This is a genomic window from Clostridium thailandense, from assembly GCF_019207025.1.
GTDB lineage: Bacteria > Bacillota > Clostridia > Clostridiales > Clostridiaceae > Clostridium_AM > Clostridium_AM thailandense.
Window position 1 is genome coordinate 21,508 of the sequence record NZ_JAEEGC010000044.1, and the last position, 23,272, is coordinate 44,779.

Genomic DNA, 23,272 nt, shown 5'->3' on the forward strand with positions numbered 1-23,272 from the left:
CACTACCACAAATGACTTAATATTTTCAATAAAATTAGCAATGATTGGAGTGAAACTATGATTACAACAATTACTTTAAACCCTGCAGTAGATAAGACAATAGAAATAGATACTTTTAGAATAGGCAGTGTAAATAGAATTTCAAGCAGCAGAGTTGATGCAGGCGGTAAAGGAATAAATGTATCTAAGGTTATACAGAGTTTAGGTGGAAAGAGTAGAGCAATTGGAATATTAGCAGGAAAAAACGGAGAGTTCATAAAGGAATATCTAGACTCTATAAAAATAAAGAATGATTTTGTATTTGTAGAAGGAGAAACAAGAATAAATACAAAAGTAGTAGATCCAGTAAGTCACACTAATACAGATATAAATGAAATTGGACCTATGATATCTAATGAAAACATTGATAAGCTATGGAACAAGTTCTACGAAAGTTCAGATGAAAATTCCATAGTAGTTTTATCAGGAAGTATTCCTAAGAATGTTGATAAAAGCATATACAAAACATGGATAGAAAAAGCTAAAGAGAAAAATATAAAGACAATTTTAGATGCAGATGGTGAATTATTTAAGCAAGGTATAAAGGCGGCTCCTTATCTTGTAAAACCTAATATTCACGAACTTGAAGGACTATTTGGACAAAAAATTGACAGCATAGAAAAAGCAGTAAAACTATCTAAGGAACTGCTTAGTCAAGGTGTAAAAATTGTAGTAGTTTCTCTTGGAGAAGATGGAGCATTATTTGTAAAAAAAGAACTTGTAGTCTTAGCTAAAGGAATAAAGGTAGAGGTTAAAAGCACAGTTGGTGCCGGTGACTCCATGGTGGCAGCACTTGCGCTTGCTATGGATAAAGGATATGACTTTGAAAAAGCAGTAAGACTTGCAGTAGCCTGTGGAACTGCTAGTGTTATGACAGAAGGAACACAGGCAGCAGATATAGATACTGTTATGAACTTAGAAAATTTAGTGCAATTTGAATATATAAATTATTAGAGAAAAGAGGAGAATTTATAATGAAAACTAAAGCAGTAAGACTTTATGGAAAAAATGATCTAAGATTAGAGGAATTTGAATTACCAGAAATAAAAGATGATGAAATATTGGTACAAGTTATTACAGATAGTTTATGTATGTCTTCTTATAAGGCTGCTATTCAGGGAGAAGATCACAAAAGAGTTCCTAATGATGTAGCTACTAATCCTGTAATAATAGGACATGAATTTGCAGGTAATATAATAAAGGTTGGTTCCAAATGGAAAGATCAGTTTAAAGAAGGCGAAAAATTTGCTATACAGCCTGCTCTAAATTATAAAGGAAGTCAGGCATCACCTGGATATTCATATCCTTACTTTGGTGGAGATGCTACTTACACTATAATACCTCATGAAGTTATGGAACTTGGATGCCTTCTACATTATGATGGTGAATCCTACTATGATGCATCCTTAGCGGAGCCAATGTCTTGTATAATAGGAGCCTTCCATGCTAACTATCATACAGTGCCAGGAAAATACGAATATAATATGGGAATTAAAGAAGGCGGAAAGATGGCTCTGCTTGCAGGAACAGGACCAATGGGACTTGGTGCAATAGAATATATACTTAACTGCGATAGAAAACCATCAATGCTTGTAGTAACAGATATAGATGAGAAAAGAATTGAAAGAGCAAAAGCTATATTTGCAGAGTCAAACCAAAAGGGTGTTGAGCTAATATTTGCAAATACTAAGGAAATAGAAGATGTTCCTGCATACTTAAAAGAGCTTTCAGGAAATACTGGTTATGATGATGTATATGTTTATGCTCCGGTAGAACCATTATTAGAACAAGCAGACAAGATATTAGCAAGAGATGGCTGCTTGAACTTCTTTGCAGGACCGACAGATACAAGCTTCTCAGCAAAGTTTAACTTCTACAACGTGCACTATTCATCAACTCATATTGTTGGGACAAGCGGTGGAAATACAGATGATATGATTGAATCCTTAAAAATGACTGAGTCTAATTTAATAAATCCATCAGTTATGGTAACTCATATAGGAGGACTTGATTGTGTAGCAGAAGCTACTTTAAAGCTTCCAAAGATTCCAGGAGGAAAGAAGCTTATATATACAAATATAGACTTAGAGCTTACAGCAATAGAAGACTTTGAAGAAAAGGGAAAAACAAATCCTGTTTTTGCAAAACTAGATGAGATAGTAAAGAAAAACAATGGACTATGGTGTGCAGAAGCAGAAAAATATTTACTTTCAAATTTAAGCAAATAGTTATAAGGAGAATGGGGCTGTTACAATTATAGACATACACGGCCGACACTTAACTTATACTCCGGCATATGTTTCCAAGCTTCGGCACGATAAAAACTTTTTGTCAATCTAAAGCTCAGCATTTTGAAAATCTAAGAAGATTTTCTAAAATGCTTCGCTAAGACTGACAAAAAGTTTTTATATGTGCTTTCAGCTTTGGAAACATATACCTGCGTATAAGTTAAGTGTCTGGTGTAGATGTTTAAATAATGTAACAGCCCTTCTTATATCCTAAAAAGTTTATAAAGTTAAAATTATAAAAGTAATACAAAACATCGCTTATTCAGATACTCAGGTAGTACCCCTGCGAAACAAGAGAGCAGGAGTTTCTTTTAAATTAAAGATTTTTCGTAGTGTAGTGGAAGAAAAATCCTCCTTCTCTGTCATCTAAAAATATTTAATTTGTGTTAATTGTTACCAATAGATATTCTTTATAAGTTAAATGTCAGCCGTGGTTGTCTATATAATTTTCGGCCGTGCGACCCTATAGAATAAAAGCAGCTTTTCCTAATTTTAGAACTGTATTGTAAGTACAGTTTTTAGCCACTAATTTGATATTATAAGTATCTAATTAGTGGCTTCCATATGTTGTATAATGTTATTAAATTTAGAAAGCTTAAAGCATTTTGAAGTTGAAATTAGGAAGGAAATGATTGTAATTATGCAAATAAATAAGCTTATTTATTTTTTAAGTGTAGCAAATCATTTAAATTTTACTAAAGCAGCACAAGAATGTTATTTAGCACAGCCAGCAATTAGTCAGCAGATTACTTCATTAGAACAGGAAGTTGGATTTCAATTGTTTAAAAGAAGTAGTAGAAGTGTTGAACTTACTGAGGCTGGAAAAATATTTTACGAAGAAATAAAAAGTGTAGTAGAGAGATATAAAAATGCAGTAAAGAAAGCTGAAAATATTGCCTACGGATTTAAAGGGATGATAACAATTGGAGTGTGCGGAGACGTAGAAGAACTATTTTTGCCACAGATATTAAACAAATTTAAGGGAATGTATCCATTAATTGATGTTAAATTTAAAAAAGCATCCATCGAAGAAATAAGGAAACAATTAGAAAATAAGATTTACGACGTTGTATTCACATGGCCCTATGATATTGAGAATTTAAAAAGTATTGCTTACAAAATAATGTTTGAAGAAGATGCTTGTGCTATGATGAATTCTGACAACGATTTAGCAAGTAAATCCGCTGTTTCTAGAGAAGAGCTTGCTGGAGAAAATAATATAATGATAGAGTATAAAGAAAAAACAAAGAATTACAAGTATTTTTGCGAGTTTTACAGTAAACATAACATCATTCCTAAATCTATTATGACTGTACCAGATGGCAGTATATTAAATCTGATGATAGATTTAAATATGGGTATAAGTATTGTACCTAAGATAGTTAAGAAACTAAATAGATCTAAAGTTTCTTTTGTGGAAATAGAAGGAGAACCCCATCCTATTAAATTTTGTTTAGCCTATTTAAGGGATAATACAAATCCTTGTGTGGAGTTATTTGTTAAAGAAGCATCTATAAGTTAATCTTATAGATGCATTGTTTTATTGTATTTTTAATAAACAAAAGGAGATGGTACAATAAAAGCATAGTAAAGGAGGAATATTATGGATAAAAATTCTGATATTTTTAAACCCATACACATTGGAAACGTTATAGCTAAAAATCGTATTGAAGTCGCACCAGCAGGAGCGTTTTTATGTTCAAGAGATGGTGGAAACACTCCCGAATTTTTGGCTTATTTAAAATCATTATCTAAATCAGGAGCTGGAATTGTTACTCTGGGAGTTTCATCAGTAGATGAACAAAGTTCAGGAGTACCTGTTACTAATGTTGGAAATTCACTATATATATCTGATTTAGCTGATATTGTAGAAGTAATTCATAGATATGGAGCATTAGCAAGTATAGAATTAATATCGGGACAATATATGCTTACGCCGCCTGAAGTTGTGGCGACGGGAAGTAGTAAGAAATTAATTAAACATATAATAGAGTTATTCGCAAATGCTGCTGAGAGATGTATGATTGCTGGCTTTGATATGATTATGATTCATGGCGGACATGGAAACGTTCCAGCTATGTTTTTTTCAAAAAAACATAATCATAGAACTGATGAATATGGTGGGTCTTTTAAAAATAGATGTAGATTTGGACAAGAACTACTAGAAGCAATACGTGCAAAGGTAGGAAATAGAATAGCAATTGAATATCGAATAAGTGCAGAAGAATTATTAGAAGGTAATTCTGAGATAGAAGAAACTTTAGAATATGCAAAGAAAATTCAAGACAAAATCGATATTATTCATGTATCAAGAGGATTACTTGAAGAAAAAGTATTATTACCATATATATTTCAACCGACATATTTTCCACGTGCAATGAATTTAGAGGCAGCTAAAAGGTTTAAAAAAGAATTGAATATTCCAGTATCCGTAGTTGGAAGCTTTGATTTAGAAACTGCAGAAAAAGCCATTTCAAGTGGCGCTGTAGATGTAGTAGCCATGATAAGGAATATTTTAGCAGATACAAACTGCGTAAGTAATGCTTATAAAGGCAAAAGTGATCAGACGAGACCATGTGTACGTTGTAACACTTGTATTAATAGAACACATACACAATTCATACGATTAAGATGTGCCGTTAATCCATTAATAGGTAGGGAAACTCAATTTCCTGAGATTGCATGGGCTAGACACAGTAAGAAAGTAGTCATAATTGGTGGAGGACCATCAAGTCTTGAGGCTGCTAGAATAGCCTCAAAGAAAGGTCATACTGTAGTCATTTATGAGAAAAACAGTGAATTAGGTGGAGCGTTAAGAATGGCTACCACTGCATTATTTAAAAAGGATTTAAAAGATTACCTTGATTGGTCAGTAAGAACCGTTATGAGTGACCCTAAAATAGAAGTCAAGCTTAATAAATTAGCAACTCCTGAAAATATACTTGGAGAAAATCCTGATGTCGTTCTAATTGGAGTTGGGGCAAAACCTATCATTCCTAAGTTTACTTTAAGTGGTACAGATAAAGTTGTTTGGGTTGGAGATGTAGAATTAAGGAAGATACCAGTAGGTGAAGATGTTGTAATTGTAGGAGCTGGGTTTACTGGCTTAGAAGCTGCTCTTTCCTTAGCAGAAGAGGGCAAGAAAGTTAAAGTTATAGATATAATTCCAGAAGAAAAGATAGGTGCTGATGGTATACAAATTAGCATGATTGGACTGAAGGAGTTGCTTAAAAAAGCAGGTGTCACCTTTATTTGTGAAGTTAAGTTATCCGATGTAACAATGGAAGGAGCTGTTATAGAAGATAAGAATGGAAATAAGAAAATTATTCCATGTGATACTGTAATTCTATCTTTAGGGGTGAGGGCTGATAAAGAACAAGTTGAATTATTTAGAGACCTAGTAGAAGAAACTTATGCTATTGGAGATTGTAATACAAAAGGTGGAACTTTGTGGAATGCAACAAGAACTGGCTTTGATGCTGCAATGGAATTATAAAAAGGAGGATGTGTTATTATGAAGACTGGACAGGAATTGTACAATGAACATTTAAACAGGATAAAGGCTGCAATAACCTTAGAAAAGAATGATAGACCACCTATTTCGATGAATTCTGCTGCTTTTTGTGTTAGACACGCAGGTGGAAAATTATCTGATTTAATAAAGGATGTAGAGTATGGGAATGACCTTGTTTTAAAAGGAGTACAGTCGCTTGGAGATATAGATTGTATCCAAGGCGGTGCAGATTACCCAGCTTTGATGGGTACTGTATATCTCTCACCAACTAAGCTTCCAGGAAGAGAACTTCCTGATGATATGCTTTGGCAGCTTGATGAAAAGGGACTAATGACAGTAGAAGATTATGATACTATTATAGACAAAGGCTGGAATTATTTTTCAAGAGATTTTATTAAAAATAGATTAGGAAATCTTGCTAAGGATATTGAATATTTCATGCCATTAGCTCCTAAAATAAACAAAAAAATTACAGATGCGGGATATGTAATTTTAACACCAGCATTAGCTTTGCCGCCTTTTGATACCATAAGTGGAGCTCGATCAATATCCAAGTTCATGAGAGATCTGCATAAAATGCCTGACAAATTACAGGCAGCTTTTGATGTGATTTTAGAAGAGACTATAGAAGGTTTAAGACAGCAAATACGTGCTACTAAGCCGCTTACAGTATTTGTAGGAGGAGCGCGTGCTGCAGGAGATTTTTTATCTACAAAATTATTTGATCGTCTCTTTTGGCCGTACTTTAAAAAAATTGTTGATGTTATAGTCGAGGAAGGATCTTTTGCATATCTCCATTTAGATATGTCATGGAATCGTTTTCTGGATTATTTTCTTGAACTTCCAAAGGCTAAATGTATTTTTTCACCAGATAGTACAACAGATATTTTCAAAGCAAAAAAAGTTTTGGATGGTCATATGTGCATAATGGGTGATGTATCACCTTCATTATTGACATTAGGTACATCGGAGGAAGTACATGATTATTGCATGAGATTAATGACTGAAGTAGGACCTATAGGATTTATTATGGCTGCAGGTTGTATGCTTCCTGCAAATGCTAAGCCTGAAAATGTAAGAGCTATGTTAGAAACTGTCTATGGCAAATAAATCATAATATGTATTATATTAACTACATTGTGCGTAAATAAATATAGCGAAATTCAACAGTGTGTAAGTTTTATAATTGGAATATTCGTAATATACTGATATTGGAACAGAAACAATTTTATATTATTAAAAAATTAATAATAAAAATTATTTAGATTAAGAGGGGGAATTATCATGAGTAAAAAATTAGTTGAAGCAATGGCTAATCTTGACGAGGATGTTGTACTTTCAGAGGTTAAAGTCTTGTTAGATCAGGGAGTACCTACACTGGATATTATACAGAGTTTGCAGGATGGTATGGGAATCGTAGGAAAGAGATTTGAGGAAAAAGAGTATTTCTTATCTGAATTAATTATGTCTGCGGAAGTATTTAATGAAGCTTCACAATTACTTGGGGGAATGGGAGAAGCTGGAGAATCTAAATATGGAGTATTTGTTTTAGGAACTATATATGACGATATCCACGATATAGGGAAAAATATTGTAACTACTGTAATGAGAAGTAATGGCTTTGAAGTCATAGACTTAGGCGTTGACGTTCCTACAGCAAAATTTATTGAAGCAATCAAACAGTATAAGCCTAAAGTGGTTGGTATATCATGTCTTTTGACTACGTGCTTCGACAACGTGAAAGAATGTATACAGGCAATTGAAAATGAAGGACTTAGAAACAATGTAAAGGTTCTCATTGGAGGAGGTCCTGTTGATGAAGCTACTGGCAAATATGTAAAAGCAGATGTAGTAGCTAAAAATGCACAAAGTACTGTAGATTACTGCAAAAAGTTTGCGGAGGTGAAATAATATGACTCCACAAGAAGTGACTACAGTACGTGATAAAAGAATGATGGCTGCACTTAATATGGAGAAACCAGATAGAATTCCAATTATGCTTTCTGGACAGATGTATTTTAAATTTATAGATCCTACAATGACAATATCTGATTGGTGGGATAGGCAAGAATTAGTAGATGAATATCTTATAAAAGCTGCCGAGTTACCTGTACTTAATGAAATGGATTCACCTCCTGCAGCTACTGGGGTACCAATGGATTTTATGCAGCAAAACTTTGCTTCTATGTGGTTTGCAAAAATGAAGGTTCCAGGACGTGAATTAGCTAAAGATGCGCTTTGGCAAATCGATGAGCAGGGACCTATGACAGAAGATGATTATGACATTATTATAAATAAGGGTTGGAATGTGCTTAAGCAAGAGCTTTTTAAAAGAATTGGATTCGATCCAGAAAAATTGCCTAAACCAGATCCGGAATATATGGGTAAGGTAGGTAAGAAAGTTGCTGCTCTTGGAAAAACAAGTGTTGGAATGGCTGGAGGATTGCTGCCTATGCCACCTTTTGAGACTCTAAGTGGTGCACGTAAATTACCAAAATTCTTTAGGGATTTACACCGTATGCCAGATAAGGTTAGAGCTGCTTTAGATGTTATGGAACAGGAAGAAGTAGAGAATACAGTTAAGGCAATGAAAGCAATGCCAGGGGTATACGGATTCATAGGAGGAACTCGTGCAGGCTGTGATTTTATATCCGCAAAGGTTTTTGAAAAATTCTATTTCACATATTACCAAAAGGTAGTACCTGCAATGCAGGCAAATAATGTAAAGACTTGGTTTCATATGGATGGTAATTGGGAAGGATTCCTTCCTTACTTTAGAGAATTTCCAAAAGCTCAATGCATATGGGATCCCGATCACATAACTAGCAATGTAAAGATGAAAGAGATACTTGGAGATAAAATGTGTATTACAGGTAATGTTCCACCAGCACTTACATCAGTAGGAACACCTGAAGAATGCTATAACTATGCTAAGGAGATTATTGAAATATTCGGTGATACTGGTTTCATTATGAATTCAGGCTGCAGTGTTCCACCTAATGCAAAACGTGAGAATATAGAGGCTGTTATTTTAGCAACTTTAGGAAAATAAAAAATTAAGATACCTTTCATTAGTTGATATAATATTTATTGATAATAAAATGACTACGGAAGGTATTTATAAACGGGGCTTATGCATGAATTCATAATGTAAAAGAAAAATGCGAAACTTATCATACTAAAGTTTAGCAAGCAATAGATATGATAAAAGTTACGCATAAATTTGGGTTACTTGAGGAATACCTAGCTTCCACACTCAGTATTCTTCTAAAGTTATTTTGCCCAACTAAAACTTAATTACCATTTTTCTATTAGGTTTAAATCCAATAGGAAGGCAATTAAAAAATACATGTAATAAAATATTTTTTAGAAAAATTTATTAAAGTTAAGTTTGATAATTTTAATTCTATTACTAATTTATCATATAAAGCTAATAAATGTAAAGAGGCAAATATGTTGTCGAACTTGACAATAACGATTACTTGAAAAATCAAAAATTTTAAAATTTTAGCCCAATAGCTTAATTTTACATGCATAAGTTCTGTTTATTAATTTATCCTTTAGATCATTTGAAATTTATAAAAATTTAATTAAATGAAAGAGCGAAAGGGGTATAGAACGATGAGTAAAAATAAGTCATTAGCAATACTTGCAATATTTTCATTCTCATTTATTGCAATGATAATAGGAACAACCTCACCAGCACTTGCAAGTATAGGGCAGGCTTTCCCGCAAATAGATTTTAGTATTGTGGTATTAGTGGCTACACTGCCAGCTTTAGCTACGGTTCCATTTTCCATTATAGGAGGAAAATTAGCGGGAAACGTTATGACATTTAGAGGACTTGCAATTATTAGTGTAATTCTTGTTACAATTGGTGGTACTGCACCTTACTTCATGAGTAGCTTTTCCGGAATTCTTTTTATGAGAATAGTGATGGGAGCTGGATGTGGCTTGGGATCTCCAATTCCAGCGGCACTTATTATGAATATTTTTGAAGGAAAAGAAATAGAAAATCTTATGGGTTATAATGGCATTGTTCAAAATATGGGCGGTATTGTATTCCAATTGCTTGGAGGGTTTTTATGTACCATTGGTTGGAAGTATACCTTCTTAGCTCACCTTTTTTGTGTCATACCCCTCCTAATAGTTATCTTTTTATTGCCAGAGCCTGCAAAAGTTGAAAAGGTTGTTGGGGAGAAAGTGAAAATGCCTGGTATGGTATATGTATGGTCTACAATTTTCTTGGTTTACGAAATGTTATTATACCCAATGTTAACAGGTATGTCATCCTTAATACTTGCCAATAATTTAGGAACTGCTGCTAGTGCAGGAGTAGTGCTTACTATGTTTACTGTAGGTGGAATGGTGGCAGGTGCAGTATTTGGACGGGTATATCACATTGCTACAAAATACACTATCGTCATAGGAATGATTCTAAATGCTTTAGGATATATATTATTGATCTTTGGTAACAGCGTTTTTATATTCACAGTTTCATCAACTATGGTCGGAATGGGCTTTGGGTTTATTATGACAGCTATATTGATGTATGTTGGCATGCCAGTTACTCCATCAGCACAACCCCTAGCAATTTCTATAGCAATTGCATTTATGAGTATAGGCGGTTTCATTTCAAGTTTCTTCTTTGCTTTTATTGAGCGTATGTTAAATATAACATCTATGAGATTTCCTTTCGTATTAGGTGCTGTATGTCTTGTGGCTTATTCTATTATTCAAACATTGATTAACTTAAAATCATCTAAGACACAAAATTCACAGGTAGGTGTATAGTTATGAACAAAAGAAGTAAAAAGGGATTAGCGAGTCTATTATTTATACCTTTAGCATTAAGTACATTAGCATTAAATACAGTTCATGCTGAACAGAGTAAAGTTATAAGAATGGGAGAGACGGATAGATATGCAACTGCAGCTAAAGTTGCTATAACTAATTGGAACACTAGTGATAGTGTAATATTAGTTTCTGGTGAAGGATATGCAGATGCTGTAAGTGCATCTGTATTAGCTAAAAAATTAAATGCACCAATACTTTTAACAACAGCTGAAACATTAAATTCAGATACAAAATCAGCTATGATAGCATTAAAAGTCAAAAATGTATACGTTGTAGGTGGGAAAGCTTCTATAAGTCAATGGATAAGAGATGAACTAAAGAACAGTAATTATAACTTAATCGAATTGCAAGGAGCTAACAGATATGAAACTAATGTGGCTGTTGCAAAACAACTGGTCAAGCTTGGAGTAAAGGCAGATACCCTAATGCTAGCAGGTGGAGAAGGATTTTCTGATGCTTTATCTGCAGCACCAATAGCAGCAGCTAAAGAAGAAATACTATTGTTAGGCAATAATGATGATGAGTCAATGAAATCAGTGATTGAATTTATAAAATCTAACAATTCAAAGGTAACAATATTAGGAACAAAAAACGTTATAAACGACACTATGTACAATAAACTAGATGCAGTAGAAAGAGTAGATGGTGGTATTGATAGATTCGAAACAAACAGGAATGTACTAGAAAAATTCGGATCAGAGTTAAAAGATGGGCAGATTTTTGTTGCTAATGCAAGTGGGCAAGGTTATGCAGATGCTTTAGTAGCGGCAGCCTTAGCTGGAAAAGCAGCAGCACCATTAGTATTGTTAGATACAACGTCATCAGAAGCAACAAGAAAGTCCTTAGACTATATTAAAGGAAAATCAGCTAAAACAACAGGCATAAATATTATTGGAGGAACAGGAGTTGTATCTAAAGAAACAGAAGATGCGCTAAATTCAGCAGTAGCTAATAGTGATCAGGTTGCACCTACTGAAGAAGCTACGATTAAATCTATAGAGATGATTAACCTTAATCAGATAAAAGTTGAATTTAACACAGCAGTCGATCATAATTCAGCTGTAGACGTAACGAACTATGAAATAAATGGAACTAAATTAATTCCTTGCAGCGGATTGAGTAATATTCCCAAAGATATAAATGCAGCCTGTGTTTACTATGCAGATCCATACAATTCTTATATAACACTTGCTCATCCAAGAAAGCAATATGATAAGTTGACTTTTACAGTTAGAAACACTATTTTAAATACAGATAAAACTAAAACAGTTGAAGGACTTAGTAAAGATTTAACATTATCGGATACTGCAGTTCCTACATTAAAAAATATAGTTATGGATGGAAATAACGAGTTAAGAGTAGAATTTTCAGAAGCTATTAACTTTAAAAGTCTAAAAGAATTAAAGAATAAAGTTAAACTTGATGGAAAAAATTTGGATGACTATGGGATTGATGAAGCCTATACTGCATTTAATGATGGTATGACAGTGCAAGATTCTTCATATGAACCAGTCGGAATTTGGGGAAATAGAGTATCTTTCTACCTTAATACACCAATACCAACTGGAAATCATACATTAAAGGTTTTAGACGGAGATAATAATGGATTGTTGAATGACGCAGCTGGATTTATATTTAAAGAATCAAGCATGGATTTTAAAGTAGATACAAATAATACTGAACCAGTAGTTAAGTCAATAACGCACCCTGAAGGCGGACAAATTTTTATTTTATTTGATAAATCAATGGATATGAAATCTGCACCAGATCTATCAAATTACGAACTAAATGGTAAAAAGTTAAGTGAGGTCCCAGGAATTATTGCTTTTAATGCAGAGCCATTCTTTGATCTAGTAAAAATATTTTATGTGCCTGAAAATCTATTTAATAATGGTTCAAATGTAGTTTATATAAGTGACAATGTTAAAGATGCTTATGGAAACAAGGTTGCAGAGGATACTAGAATAGCTTTCACTAACGCTGTAGACAATGCTAAACCTACTGTTAATAGTGTTAATATAATAGATAGCGAAACTATCCGCATAGAATATAGTAAAGTTGTAGATTATAGTTATGCTACAAGTAAATCAAACTACAAACTACTAGATAGCAAGGGTATAGATATAACCAGTCATATTAAAGCTATAGTTAATAGTTCTGGTACAACTAGCAGTGATAACGGCAATACTTTTGACATCAAGTTAAATAAATATAATTCAGATGATTCAAACGATGACTGGAGATTAAATTCTTCTAGGTATATATTGACAATAAAGAATATTATTGATACTGCAACTAAAGCAAATACAATGGATGAATATACTACTACTTTAAATGGTAGTGATGGCATAGCTCCAAAAGTAACAGGAACTTATGCAAAGATAAGAAGTACTTCAAGTGAAAAAGATAAAGTAGTTGTATACTTTAACGAGGCTATGGACTCAAGCGCCCTTACAAATAGAGGAAACTACAAGTTTATAAACGGAGAAGGAGAAACTAAGTCTCTACCAGAAGATACTTCAATAACAGCAGGTGGAGATGATAAAAGCGCTATAGTTGAGTTCCCATCAAGCTATAATGTAAAAACTACGGGTAAAACTACTACTGGAACTTCAAATGATGTAACTGCTTTAATAGTTTCTAATGTCAAAGACGAAGCTGGAAATGAATTAGATAGTGTGGCATATACAGGGATAATTGGTGAAATGCAAGTTGGAGCAAAGGTTAAAGTTAACACTGTTAAAGTTTACTATGCTGGAGATGATTTGAAGGTTGATGTCCAGTTTGACAAAGCGATAGACACAATTCAGGCAAGTGATTTCACACTAGGCGGAGTAACACCAAGTAGTGCAAGTATCTCAGGGGATAAAATAACACTTACCTATAAAGATGGAGAGTTAGCTAGTGCTGCGGATAAACAAGCTGCCCCTATCATAACTTTTGCTAATGGAAAGACTAATAATGATGCAAACACGAAAAAGATAGATCTAATAAAATCGCAAGGACAATCAGCATTACTTGGAATAAAAGCTGCTGCTCAAACAACTGATGAAACTGGAACATCCATAGCGAATTTAGATGATAAAACAGGAAATAATCAAAATACTATTTATGATTATGAAGCTGCACCAAGGACTACTTGTACAGACGATACTTCTGTAGATTTTTGGACAGCAGAAAAAGATGTAAATGGAACAAAAGTATATATAACCTTTGATACACCACTTGATGTAAATAGTGGGATTAAGTCCGATGACTTTGCATTCACTGGCTCTAATGGAACAGATATTAAAGCTGATTCAGCAGAGATAAAAGGAAATACTTTAATATTCAACTTTGATCCAACAAACAAAGACTATGATAACGCATTAAAGAATTCCGCTGAAATTGCTGTAAGAGCTAAAAGTACAGTATCTTTAAGAACTATTAAAGATGCAGATGGAAACAATTCTAACTACAAGCCATCTGAGAATGACCTGAAGAAAAGGACTATAATTGTAACTAATAGATAATCACTTAATTATATAAAAATTAATTTAAACTCTTCCTCGAAAAATATGTACCCTTTTAGTAATGCTTATATTGCTGGCAAATATATTTTGCCAGCAATTTTTGTGTTAGAAAATAAACTACTACATTTTTTCGTTACCTATTTGTTTTATTAATTTTAAAACTTTTTCTGATAATTGTATTTCAAATAACAGCTCACTGTCATCAAAGTCAATGTTTGTTAATTCTGTAATGCGATTAATTCTATATTTTAAAGTATTATAATGGATGTGGAGGGCTTTTGAAGTTAGAGTAACATCTTGATTATGCTTTAAATAAGCACATAATGTTTCAAAAAAATCACTATTCTTTTCTTTATCAATACGAATTAAGAACTTTACAATTGGATGAATAAGAAGGTTAAGATGTGCTTTATCTCCAAAACTTAAAATCATATGTGTAACTATATAGTCATCATAATTTAAAATTCGTTGTGAACTATGTAACTGTTTTCCAATTGATAAGCTGGTGATAGTTTGCTTGTAATACTCAGATAAGTCATATAAATTATGAAAAGTCTTACTAATACCTGCCCTACAATTATATTTTTCTAATAGCTTATTAAATAAGGACAATTCATTTGCATTAAATATATTCTCACTTTTTACATCAAATAAAACCACAATATACTTATCATAAATAATTATTGTGTCTCTGTTAAAATAATTTTGCATTTTTCTTTTCAAATAATATATTCTATCTTGATTTTTATTCGTATTATTTAACTCAATGGTAATAACATATAAATTATCATAAAGTTTTAGATTAAAGGCTCTTGCTCGTTCGTTAATTGCATCATGATCATATAATTTTTGATTTATTAAGGCCGTAATAAATGAATCTACTAAAGGATTTATGGATGAAAAATTTTCATTGGAATTCTTAATTGTTAAAGAAAGAAATTTGCAGAGAGTGATCAATATATGTTCATCATACTCTGTGATTGGTTTATTATATTCTAAAATTTTTAAATATGCTATAGATTGTCTGTTTTTTAAAACGTTGCCTACCAACTGCCTATGATTTAATAGTCCGTATTCCCATAAAATTAAATTTGAATCTTCGGTTTGTCCGTTATCTTCGTCAACATTGTTTTCCATAATTGAATTGACATATTGTTCAGTTACATAACCCTTTGAAAGAGTCCATTCCCACAAAGGTTCATTTTTTATTGTATTTCCTCCAGCATGAGCCATAAAGCAAAGAGAAATATCTACTAGTAGTAAAGGATTACCTAAAGTTTCATAGCCTACATCTAAAAGCTGTTGAATAGTTGTCCCTTTTTGGCAAAGCTCTAACAACTTATTCGTAAAGCTTGCTATTTTAATCTGCATATCAGCAGTAAGTTCAGAAAATTGTACAGCCATAACTATCCCTTCTTTGTTGAAATATTAACTATCTTATTAATTTAATCATAGCAGAAGTTAATATTGTTGACAATTATATGGATAAGTAATATTTAATTTGGCTTTGTAAAAGATTACAAATGCTGTATTGAAATTTCTAAAAGCTTGACGAAGATATTGAAGATATTAGGTGCTATAATCTTGTTAAGATTGGTAAAAAGAAACAATGATTAATCGGAGGGGATAGTTATGATAGGAAGATATGGACAGCTATGCACAGTAGCTTACGGTGCTGGTGCAATTAATTCAACAGGAGAAACTGCAAAAGAGTTAGGTTTTAAAAAAGTAATGATTGTAACAGACAAACAAGTTGAAGCATTAGGACATTCTCAAAAGGCAATTGATAGTTTAAAAAAAGCAAATATAGAAACAGTTATATTTAACGGTGTAGAGATGGATGCACCTGATTACACAGTAGAAGCTGGCGGCAATATGGCAAAAAAAGAGCAGGTGGATGGTATCATTGGTATAGGCGGCGGAAGTGTATTAGATACAGCAAAGGGAATAGCTTGTTTTGCTGCCAACGAAATTTCAATTAGTGATATGATTCATCATGCACCTATGAAAAATCCACCAGTGAGATTTGTTTTAATACCAACTACACCAGGTACTGGTTCAGAAAGTACATTTGTAGCTGTCATCACAGATACTAAAAAGCATGAGAAAGTTGGATGCTTTGCTGTGCCATCTTTTTCAATTTTGGACCCAGAACTTACGTTAAGCTTACCAAAGGAAATTACAGCCTATACAGGTATGGATGCTTTTTCACATTGTATTGAGTCCTTGACAAGTATGCAGCCAAATCCACACTCAGATTTACTTGCTTATGATGCAATCGAAAGAAGTGTTAAATGGCTTCCTGTTGCATACAAAGATCCAAATAATTATGAAGCTAGAGATAATTTAGCTTTAGCAAGCAATTTTGCAGGTAAATCCTTCAATGATTCTACAGTTCATGTTGGCCATGCTATTGCCCATTCTTTTGGAGCTCATTTTCATATTCCACATGGTATAGGCTGTGCCTTAGTAACACCTGTTGTAATAGAACTAACAGCTTCAAAATTTCCTGAAAAGATTAAAAAAGTAGGTAAAATTATGGACATTGAAATTAATAGTGAGGATCCAGTTGTAATTGGCAAAACCGTTGCAGATGGTCTTCGTAAATTTATGAAATCTATAGAGGTTCCTTCTTGTAAAGAACTGGGAATTACAAGAGAAGAGATTTTAAATTGTACAGATTATGTACGTAATGAACCTTTACGTAATTTTGGTGGTGTTGCTGTAACAGATGAAATGATTCCAGAATTACTTGCGAAAATCTATGACACATATCAATAAAACATATTAGGAGGGCTTTTATTTATGGGTTATGAAAATTTATTGTCTCCAATTAATATTGGAAGTTTAAAAATACGAAATCGTGTAGTAATGGGAGCTATGGGGTCAGGAACAGCAAATGAAAATGCAACAATCTCTGAATGTGAGTGCGCATATTATGCTGAACGAGCTAAAGGTGGAGTAGGTCTTATTATTAATGAGGTTACTAGAGTAAACAATGATACTGGAATTATGATGCCTCGTCAATCTTCTGCAGCTACAGATGACTGTATTCCTGGGCTCAGGAAACTTGCCAATTCAATACATTATTATAATGGTGCTATCTTTGTTCAATTACACCATCCAGGGCGTCAAACTGTATGTGAAATGATTGGAGGGAAGGCTACAATATCTCCAAGTGGTATTAAAAGTATGTTAACTCAAGCAGATTGTCGTGAAATGACAAATGAAGAAGTGAAAAATCTTGTACAAGATTTTATAAATGCAGCAGAAAGATGCTACAAAGCAGGTATTGATGGTGTTGAACTTCACGCAGCACATGGATATATGTTAAATCAATTTCTATCACCATTTACAAACAAACGAACTGATGAATACGGAGGAAACACTGAAAATAGAGCTCGTATTATTAAAGAAATTATTCAGGGGATTAGAGAGCGAGTGGGGCGAGAGTATCCAGTAATTATGAGAATTTCTGCAGATGAATTTTTAAAAGATTCTGTATTTCCAATTAAAGAAGAAGGCTTACAATTAGAAGAAGCAGTAGAAATATGTAAGTACCTTGTTCCTTTTGGATTAGATGCTATAAATGTATCTGCTGGAATTTATGAAACAATGAATAAAGCTTGGGAACCTATTTCTTATCCAGAAGGTTGGAAAATATATTTAGCTGAAGCTGTTAAAAAGGAGGTTAATGTTCCTGTATTTGGCGTAGGCACTATCCGTAATCCTGATTTTGCCGAAAAAATTATTTCAGAAGGAAAAGTGGATTGTGTAACAATTGCTAGAGGATTACTAGCTGATCCTGACTGGGTAAATAAAACTGCTGAAGGCAGGGTAGATGAAATTCGCAGGTGCATTTCCTGTTTGAATTGCATGGATTCTATGGTGGTTAATGGTATGAACGGTGAACCATTTGCTTGTGCAATTAATGCAAGAAATGCTCGTGAATGGTTTTATAATAATGCCAGACAAGACGGAAATGGTCGTGTGGTAGCTGTTGTAGGCGGTGGACCATCAGGGTTGGAAGCTGCACGGGTTCTTGCTGAGCGCAAATTTAAGGTAGTATTATTTGAAGAAGGTTCAGAGCTTGGAGGACAATTATGTTTAGCAAATAAGCCTCCGCACAAAGAAAAAATTAATTGGCTTATTGAATATTTCGAGGTTCAACTAAAAAAATTAGGTGTGGAAGTTCATTTAAATACACCAGCATCAGTAGAAGCTATTAAAGAATTAAATCCATATGCAGTGTTTGTAGCTACTGGTTCTAAGTCTATAGTGCCAAAAGCTATTCCTGGTGTAGAAGGTAAAAATGTTTGTACAAGTTCCGATATTTTATCTGGTAAAGTAAAAATTTCAAATAAAAAAGTAGCAGTCATTGGTTCTGGTATGACAGGTTTGGAGACTGCTGAACTATTAGGTACAATGAATAACAATGTAAATGTTATTGAAATGGCAGATACAATTGGACCTGATGCAAGCTGGCAAAACCTAACTGATATTCAAGGTAGATTAGAAAAAATGAACACTAGCTTTAGTCCATCTCATAAATTAGTAGAAATTACTGATGAAGCAGTTATATTAGAAAAGAAAGATGGGGAGAAAGAAAAACTTTTGGTTGAGTATGTAGTACTTTCTTTAGGAGTGCATGCTGACCAAACCCTAGCAGAAGAGTTAAAAGCCAATTTTGGTAAGGTAATTAAGATTGGGGACACTGCACAAGTTGGCAGAATTGCAAATGCAATCTCCACAGCCTTTTCAGAAGCATATAGATTAAATTAAGCTTAGACAAGTTTTTGTAGGATCCTCGGAGACGTAAATTTTTAAGTAGAAAGGATGAATAAAATGAGATCAAAATTTACTCATGTATTCTCACCTATTAAAATTAGAGGAATAGACTTTAAAAACCGTATCGTTCTTGCACCACCGTCTCCTAATCTTGCCAGTACTGATGGTCTGGTTACGCCGGAATTTGTAGACTGGTTTCGTATGTTTGCGCGTGGTGGCGTATGTACATTGTATGTAGGCAACTGCTCTATTGATATTACAGAATGTAAAGATGAAGCTTTTCAGCTTGATCTCAGCGATGACAGATGTATTTTTCCGTTAACCTTATATGCTGATATGGGCAAACAGTACAGCTGCCATGCTTCTTTTGAAATCAATCATAATGGTGAAAATACGGCTTTTGAAACTGTAGGACACCCTCCTTACAGTTCATCACCAAACATTTCTTCCAGTGAGTCTACACGTGCTGCAGCTCTTGGAAGAGATCCCATTCCTGCAATTGAAATGACTCATGAAAAAATAGCAGAAACTGTTGAAAAATATGCGGATGCTGCTGCACGGATGAAAAGAGCTGGAATGGATATCTGTCTTGTTCATGGTGGACATGGTAATCTTATTTCACAGTTTACAAGTCCCCTTTACAATCACAGAACAGATGAATACGGCGGTTCAACTGAGAATAGGGCACGTTTTGCTATTGAAGTATGTGATGCTATTCGTAGAAAGGTTGGGGAGGACTTCGTTATTGAATTTCGTATTTCTGCTGATGAAATTGCAGAAGAAGGTATGCATTTTGAAGAAACACTGGAACTTATCGGATTATTGAAGGATCATATTGACATTCTTCACGTTTCTGCAGGACTTCACAGTGACTTCAATATGAAATATTACCGTAACTGGTGCCAGAATTTTATGATGGATCGATGCTTTAATGTTCATTTTGCAAGGGATATAAAGAAGGCTTATCCTGATCTTCTTGTAACTACAGTAGGTTCTATTACAAGTATTGAACATGCTGAAGAAATCATTGCTAATGGGTGGGCTGACTTTGTTGCTATGTGTCGTCCGTTAATGGCAGACCCTGATATGGTTAGAAAGTATGCAGAGAACCGACCTGAAGATAGACGTCCATGTTTGCGCTGCGATACTTGTGTAAGACATCTTTTTATTCCAAAACCAATTTATTGTGCCGTTAACCCTATTTCAGGAATGACAAGTGAGCTTAGAGATGGTGTTGTTCCAAAGGCCCTTGTTAAGAAGAAAGTTGCCGTGATAGGAGGAGGCCCTGCTGGAATCCAGGCAATGCAGACATTACTTGACCGTGGACACAAGGTAACTCTTTATGAAAAATCCAGTTCACTTGGTGGTAATGTACAAGGTGCTGCAATACCTCCTTTTAAAGTTGATTGCCAGGATTACTTAAAATGGCTAAAACATACAGCGGCACAGTGCAAAGCTGCAGGTGCAAAAATTTTATTTGATACAGAAGCAACACAGGATATGCTTGATGCTGAGAATTACGATGCAATTATCATTGCTGTTGGTTCGGACCCTATCATTCCTTCCAGTATTCCGGGAATTCATAAGAAGCATGTACACTGGGCTCCAGACGCTGAAGCTGACAAAAGTCTTGTTGGGGATAAAATTGTTATTATAGGTGCCGGTGCTGTTGGGATTGAAGCTGCAATTGAATTCTATGATGAGGGAAAAGATGTAAGCATTATTGAAATGGAAAGTTCAGAAAAGAGTTTCTCCAAGTTGATAGAAAGTTCAGGAACAAGTGCGAAGGAATTCCAGAATATACTTAAGGCCAAAGGAATTCCTGTAAGATATTTCAATCGTCTTAAAGAAATCTGTGATGATAAGATTATCTGTGATAACCTTGAAACTGGAAAGGTTGCTTTGTATGAAGCAGATACCATACTGCTTGCTATGGGAATGCGTCCAAAAACAGATACGGTAGAAGAACTTCGTCACTGTGCTCCTGAAACAAATGTTTATATAGTTGGTGACTGTAAGAAAGTTGGTACAATCGGTACAGCTGTTAACCAGGCATTCCAGGCTGCTCTCCATATTTAGTTTCATTAGTTGAAGGCACATATAAAAACTTTTTAATCAATCTTAGCGAGGTATTTTAGAAAATCTTAGGACTTCTGATATGTTTGAGGTACGAGTTTATCATATGTTCTTAGATTTTCAAAATACCAAGTTTTAGATTGATAAAGAGTTTTTATCGTGCTGAAGCTTAGAAACATATACCGGAGTGTAAGTCTACTTTCGGCCGTGGATGTCTATAATAGCAATTAATATTCTTGTAATGTCTAATTATTGGATATATACTGTACTCATAATATGGTTAATGGAGGGATAAAATGATAACTTTATCCTATATTGCATGTAAATTAGAAAACGAAGGATATTCTGTAAAGCTTCAAAGTAATAATGAAATTGCTTTAAAGGGTGTGATATTCTTAGATAAAGATGAAGAAGAATATCTGCAAAATTACTTATATTTATGTAATTATGATGTAATGAATCGAAAGAAAATGCCAGTGTTCTGTGCAATAGTATACAATAATGAGAAAATATCATTTACAAATAATGTAGAAAGCTTCATATGGATTTCATGTAAGAGTTCCTTAACAGAAATCTTTAAAAAGATAGAAAAAATCTTTGAAGAATATTTTGAATGGAAAAGTGAACTTTTAGATGCTGTTATACGCAACAAATCATTACAGACTCTTTTAGATGTCAGTTATAAAATATTTAAGAATCCCATATATATTTTGGATTCATCTCAGACAACTTTAGCGTGCAGCAGAAACATTGAGACAAAAGTAAATGATATTTTTTGGAATGGCATTAGTGAAAAAAGGTATGTTGATTTTGAAATTATGAAATTAGTTATGCATACGCCGCAATTTAATTATTTAGACAAGCTTCATAAACCTACGTTTTATGAAATTGATATGTTTAATTATCGTGGGCTAACAGCAAATATATGGGTAAATGATTACAAAGCTGCTATTCTCGGAATATTAGAAGTTGACACTTCTATGAATGATGCATATCTAAATTTTGCTAGTGAACTATCGGATTGTATCGGCAATATTATTGGAAGAGACTCCATGTTTGATATAACATATGGAACAATATATGAAGCTTGGATTTTAGATATATTAGAAAATAAAGAAATTGAAAATGAGGTATTGGAATGTAAACTTTCTTTATATGGCTGGAAACAGCATGAACGGTTTTGTATTGGGGTAATGGATTATAAAAGTGATGTTGAGGCTATAATAAACATTCCATTTTACTGTAAAAGTGTAATGAGGCTCATTCCAGGAAGCAAATCATTTATTTATAACAATAACCTCATAGTAATCTTTAATGAAAGTTCTTTTAAAAACACAGTGACTGAAGAACTGTTAAACAATTTTCTTATACGAAGTAAAATGCTGTGCGGACTCTCAAATTGGTTCGATGATTTTTTAGAACTTGGAATTAGGTATGAACAGGCTTGTCAGGCAATTAAATTTGCTTCAAACAAAGTACCTTTGCAGTACTATTGGAGATGTATGGTACAGCATATTTGTAATGAATTTTCATCAAAATATGATTTGGAGTACTATGTTCAATGGGAGATTAAGGTATTGTGGGAATATGATAAGACCCATCATTCAAATTTGGTAGAAACGTTATATTATTATTTAACATATAATAGAAGTTTAAACAGATGTTCAGAGAAACTACATATTCATAGAAGTACGTTTGTTTACCGATTAAAAAAGATAACATCCTTAAGCGGAATTGACTTAAATAAACTTGAAGATTCTTTGCCTATAATTTTTTCCTGCTTGCTAATTTTACAGGATAAGCATTTACTGTAATTATAGATGTCTATGACCGACAGTTAAGTTATAAAAAATACTTATTAGTAACAATTAACATAAGTAAATGTTCTTTAGAGGACAGAGAACAATTGACAGAGGACAGTGAAGGAGAATTTTTCTCCGCTGCACTACGAAAAATCTTTAATTTAAAAGAAACTCCTGCTCTCTTGTTTCGCAGAACTACTCCCTGAGTATATAAATAAGCGATACTTTGCATTAGCAAAACAAGCCTAAAAAAATAAATTAGTTTTCTGACGTAAGGAAGAAAACTCACCTTCACTGTCCTATGTCAATTGTCAATTGTCCTCTAAAAAATACTCTGTCGTTGTATTCGTGAATCTCCAGTAGAGTCAGGGAAAAGTGGAGAATTATGAGAAACTT

Annotated in this window: 14 protein-coding genes; 13 read left to right on the forward strand and 1 reads right to left on the reverse strand. The window is 33.5% G+C overall.

Annotated elements, in window-relative coordinates:
* Nucleotides 1-57 precede the first annotated feature (57 nt).
* The 9 genes from pfkB (at nucleotide 58) to I6U48_RS10855 (ending at nucleotide 14,210) form a co-directional block, all read left to right on the forward strand.
* On the forward strand, nucleotides 58-993 hold the full coding sequence (pfkB, locus tag I6U48_RS10815; RefSeq protein ID WP_218320455.1) for a 1-phosphofructokinase: 936 nt from the start codon (nucleotides 58-60) through the stop codon (nucleotides 991-993).
* Nucleotides 994-1,013: 20 nt separating this feature from the next.
* A complete protein-coding gene (locus I6U48_RS10820) occupies nucleotides 1,014-2,267 on the forward strand; it encodes a zinc-binding dehydrogenase (protein ID WP_218320461.1) in 1,254 nt (417 codons plus the stop codon).
* A gap of 700 nt (nucleotides 2,268-2,967) precedes the next feature.
* Nucleotides 2,968-3,849, forward strand: a complete 882-nt coding sequence (locus tag I6U48_RS10825) for a LysR substrate-binding domain-containing protein (RefSeq protein ID WP_218320463.1) — start codon at nucleotides 2,968-2,970, stop codon at nucleotides 3,847-3,849.
* 81 nt (nucleotides 3,850-3,930) lie between these two features.
* The gene (locus I6U48_RS10830; RefSeq protein WP_218320465.1) at nucleotides 3,931-5,823 is read left to right on the forward strand and encodes an oxidoreductase; all 1,893 of its coding nucleotides are present in this window, start codon (nucleotides 3,931-3,933) and stop codon (nucleotides 5,821-5,823) included.
* A gap of 18 nt (nucleotides 5,824-5,841) precedes the next feature.
* Nucleotides 5,842-6,951, forward strand: coding sequence for a uroporphyrinogen decarboxylase family protein (locus I6U48_RS10835; protein ID WP_218320467.1), 1,110 nt, complete (start codon nucleotides 5,842-5,844; stop codon nucleotides 6,949-6,951).
* Between the two features lie 174 nt (nucleotides 6,952-7,125).
* Nucleotides 7,126-7,752 carry a cobalamin B12-binding domain-containing protein gene (locus tag I6U48_RS10840; RefSeq protein ID WP_218320475.1) on the forward strand — a complete coding sequence of 209 codons (627 nt, stop codon included), beginning with the start codon at nucleotides 7,126-7,128 and terminating at the stop codon, nucleotides 7,750-7,752.
* A 1-nt stretch (nucleotide 7,753) separates the two neighbouring features.
* The gene (locus I6U48_RS10845; RefSeq protein ID WP_218320476.1) at nucleotides 7,754-8,893 is read left to right on the forward strand and encodes a uroporphyrinogen decarboxylase family protein; all 1,140 of its coding nucleotides are present in this window, start codon (nucleotides 7,754-7,756) and stop codon (nucleotides 8,891-8,893) included.
* 569 nt (nucleotides 8,894-9,462) lie between these two features.
* Nucleotides 9,463-10,635 carry an MFS transporter gene (locus tag I6U48_RS10850; protein WP_218320477.1) on the forward strand — a complete coding sequence of 391 codons (1,173 nt, stop codon included), beginning with the start codon at nucleotides 9,463-9,465 and terminating at the stop codon, nucleotides 10,633-10,635.
* A 2-nt stretch (nucleotides 10,636-10,637) separates the two neighbouring features.
* Nucleotides 10,638-14,210, forward strand: coding sequence for a cell wall-binding repeat-containing protein (locus tag I6U48_RS10855; RefSeq protein WP_218320478.1), 3,573 nt, complete (start codon nucleotides 10,638-10,640; stop codon nucleotides 14,208-14,210).
* 120 nt (nucleotides 14,211-14,330) lie between these two features.
* Here the strand turns inward: I6U48_RS10855 and I6U48_RS10860 are convergent, their stop codons facing one another.
* A complete protein-coding gene (locus I6U48_RS10860) occupies nucleotides 14,331-15,614 on the reverse strand; it encodes a PucR family transcriptional regulator (protein ID WP_218320479.1) in 1,284 nt (427 codons plus the stop codon).
* 228 nt (nucleotides 15,615-15,842) lie between these two features.
* Here I6U48_RS10860 and I6U48_RS10865 point away from each other — a divergent pair, with 228 nt between their 5' ends.
* From I6U48_RS10865 to I6U48_RS10880, 4 genes are all read left to right on the forward strand, one after another.
* On the forward strand, nucleotides 15,843-16,991 hold the full coding sequence (locus I6U48_RS10865) for an iron-containing alcohol dehydrogenase (protein WP_218320481.1): 1,149 nt from the start codon (nucleotides 15,843-15,845) through the stop codon (nucleotides 16,989-16,991).
* A gap of 24 nt (nucleotides 16,992-17,015) precedes the next feature.
* Nucleotides 17,016-18,992: an oxidoreductase gene (locus I6U48_RS10870; RefSeq protein WP_218320484.1), complete on the forward strand. Its 1,977-nt coding sequence runs from the start codon at nucleotides 17,016-17,018 to the stop codon at nucleotides 18,990-18,992.
* A gap of 63 nt (nucleotides 18,993-19,055) precedes the next feature.
* The gene (locus I6U48_RS10875; RefSeq protein ID WP_218320485.1) at nucleotides 19,056-21,077 is read left to right on the forward strand and encodes an oxidoreductase; all 2,022 of its coding nucleotides are present in this window, start codon (nucleotides 19,056-19,058) and stop codon (nucleotides 21,075-21,077) included.
* Between the two features lie 293 nt (nucleotides 21,078-21,370).
* Entirely contained in the window at nucleotides 21,371-22,888 is a 1,518-nt protein-coding gene (locus I6U48_RS10880) for a PucR family transcriptional regulator (protein ID WP_218320486.1), read from the forward strand.
* The last annotated feature ends 384 nt before the right edge of the window (nucleotides 22,889-23,272 follow it).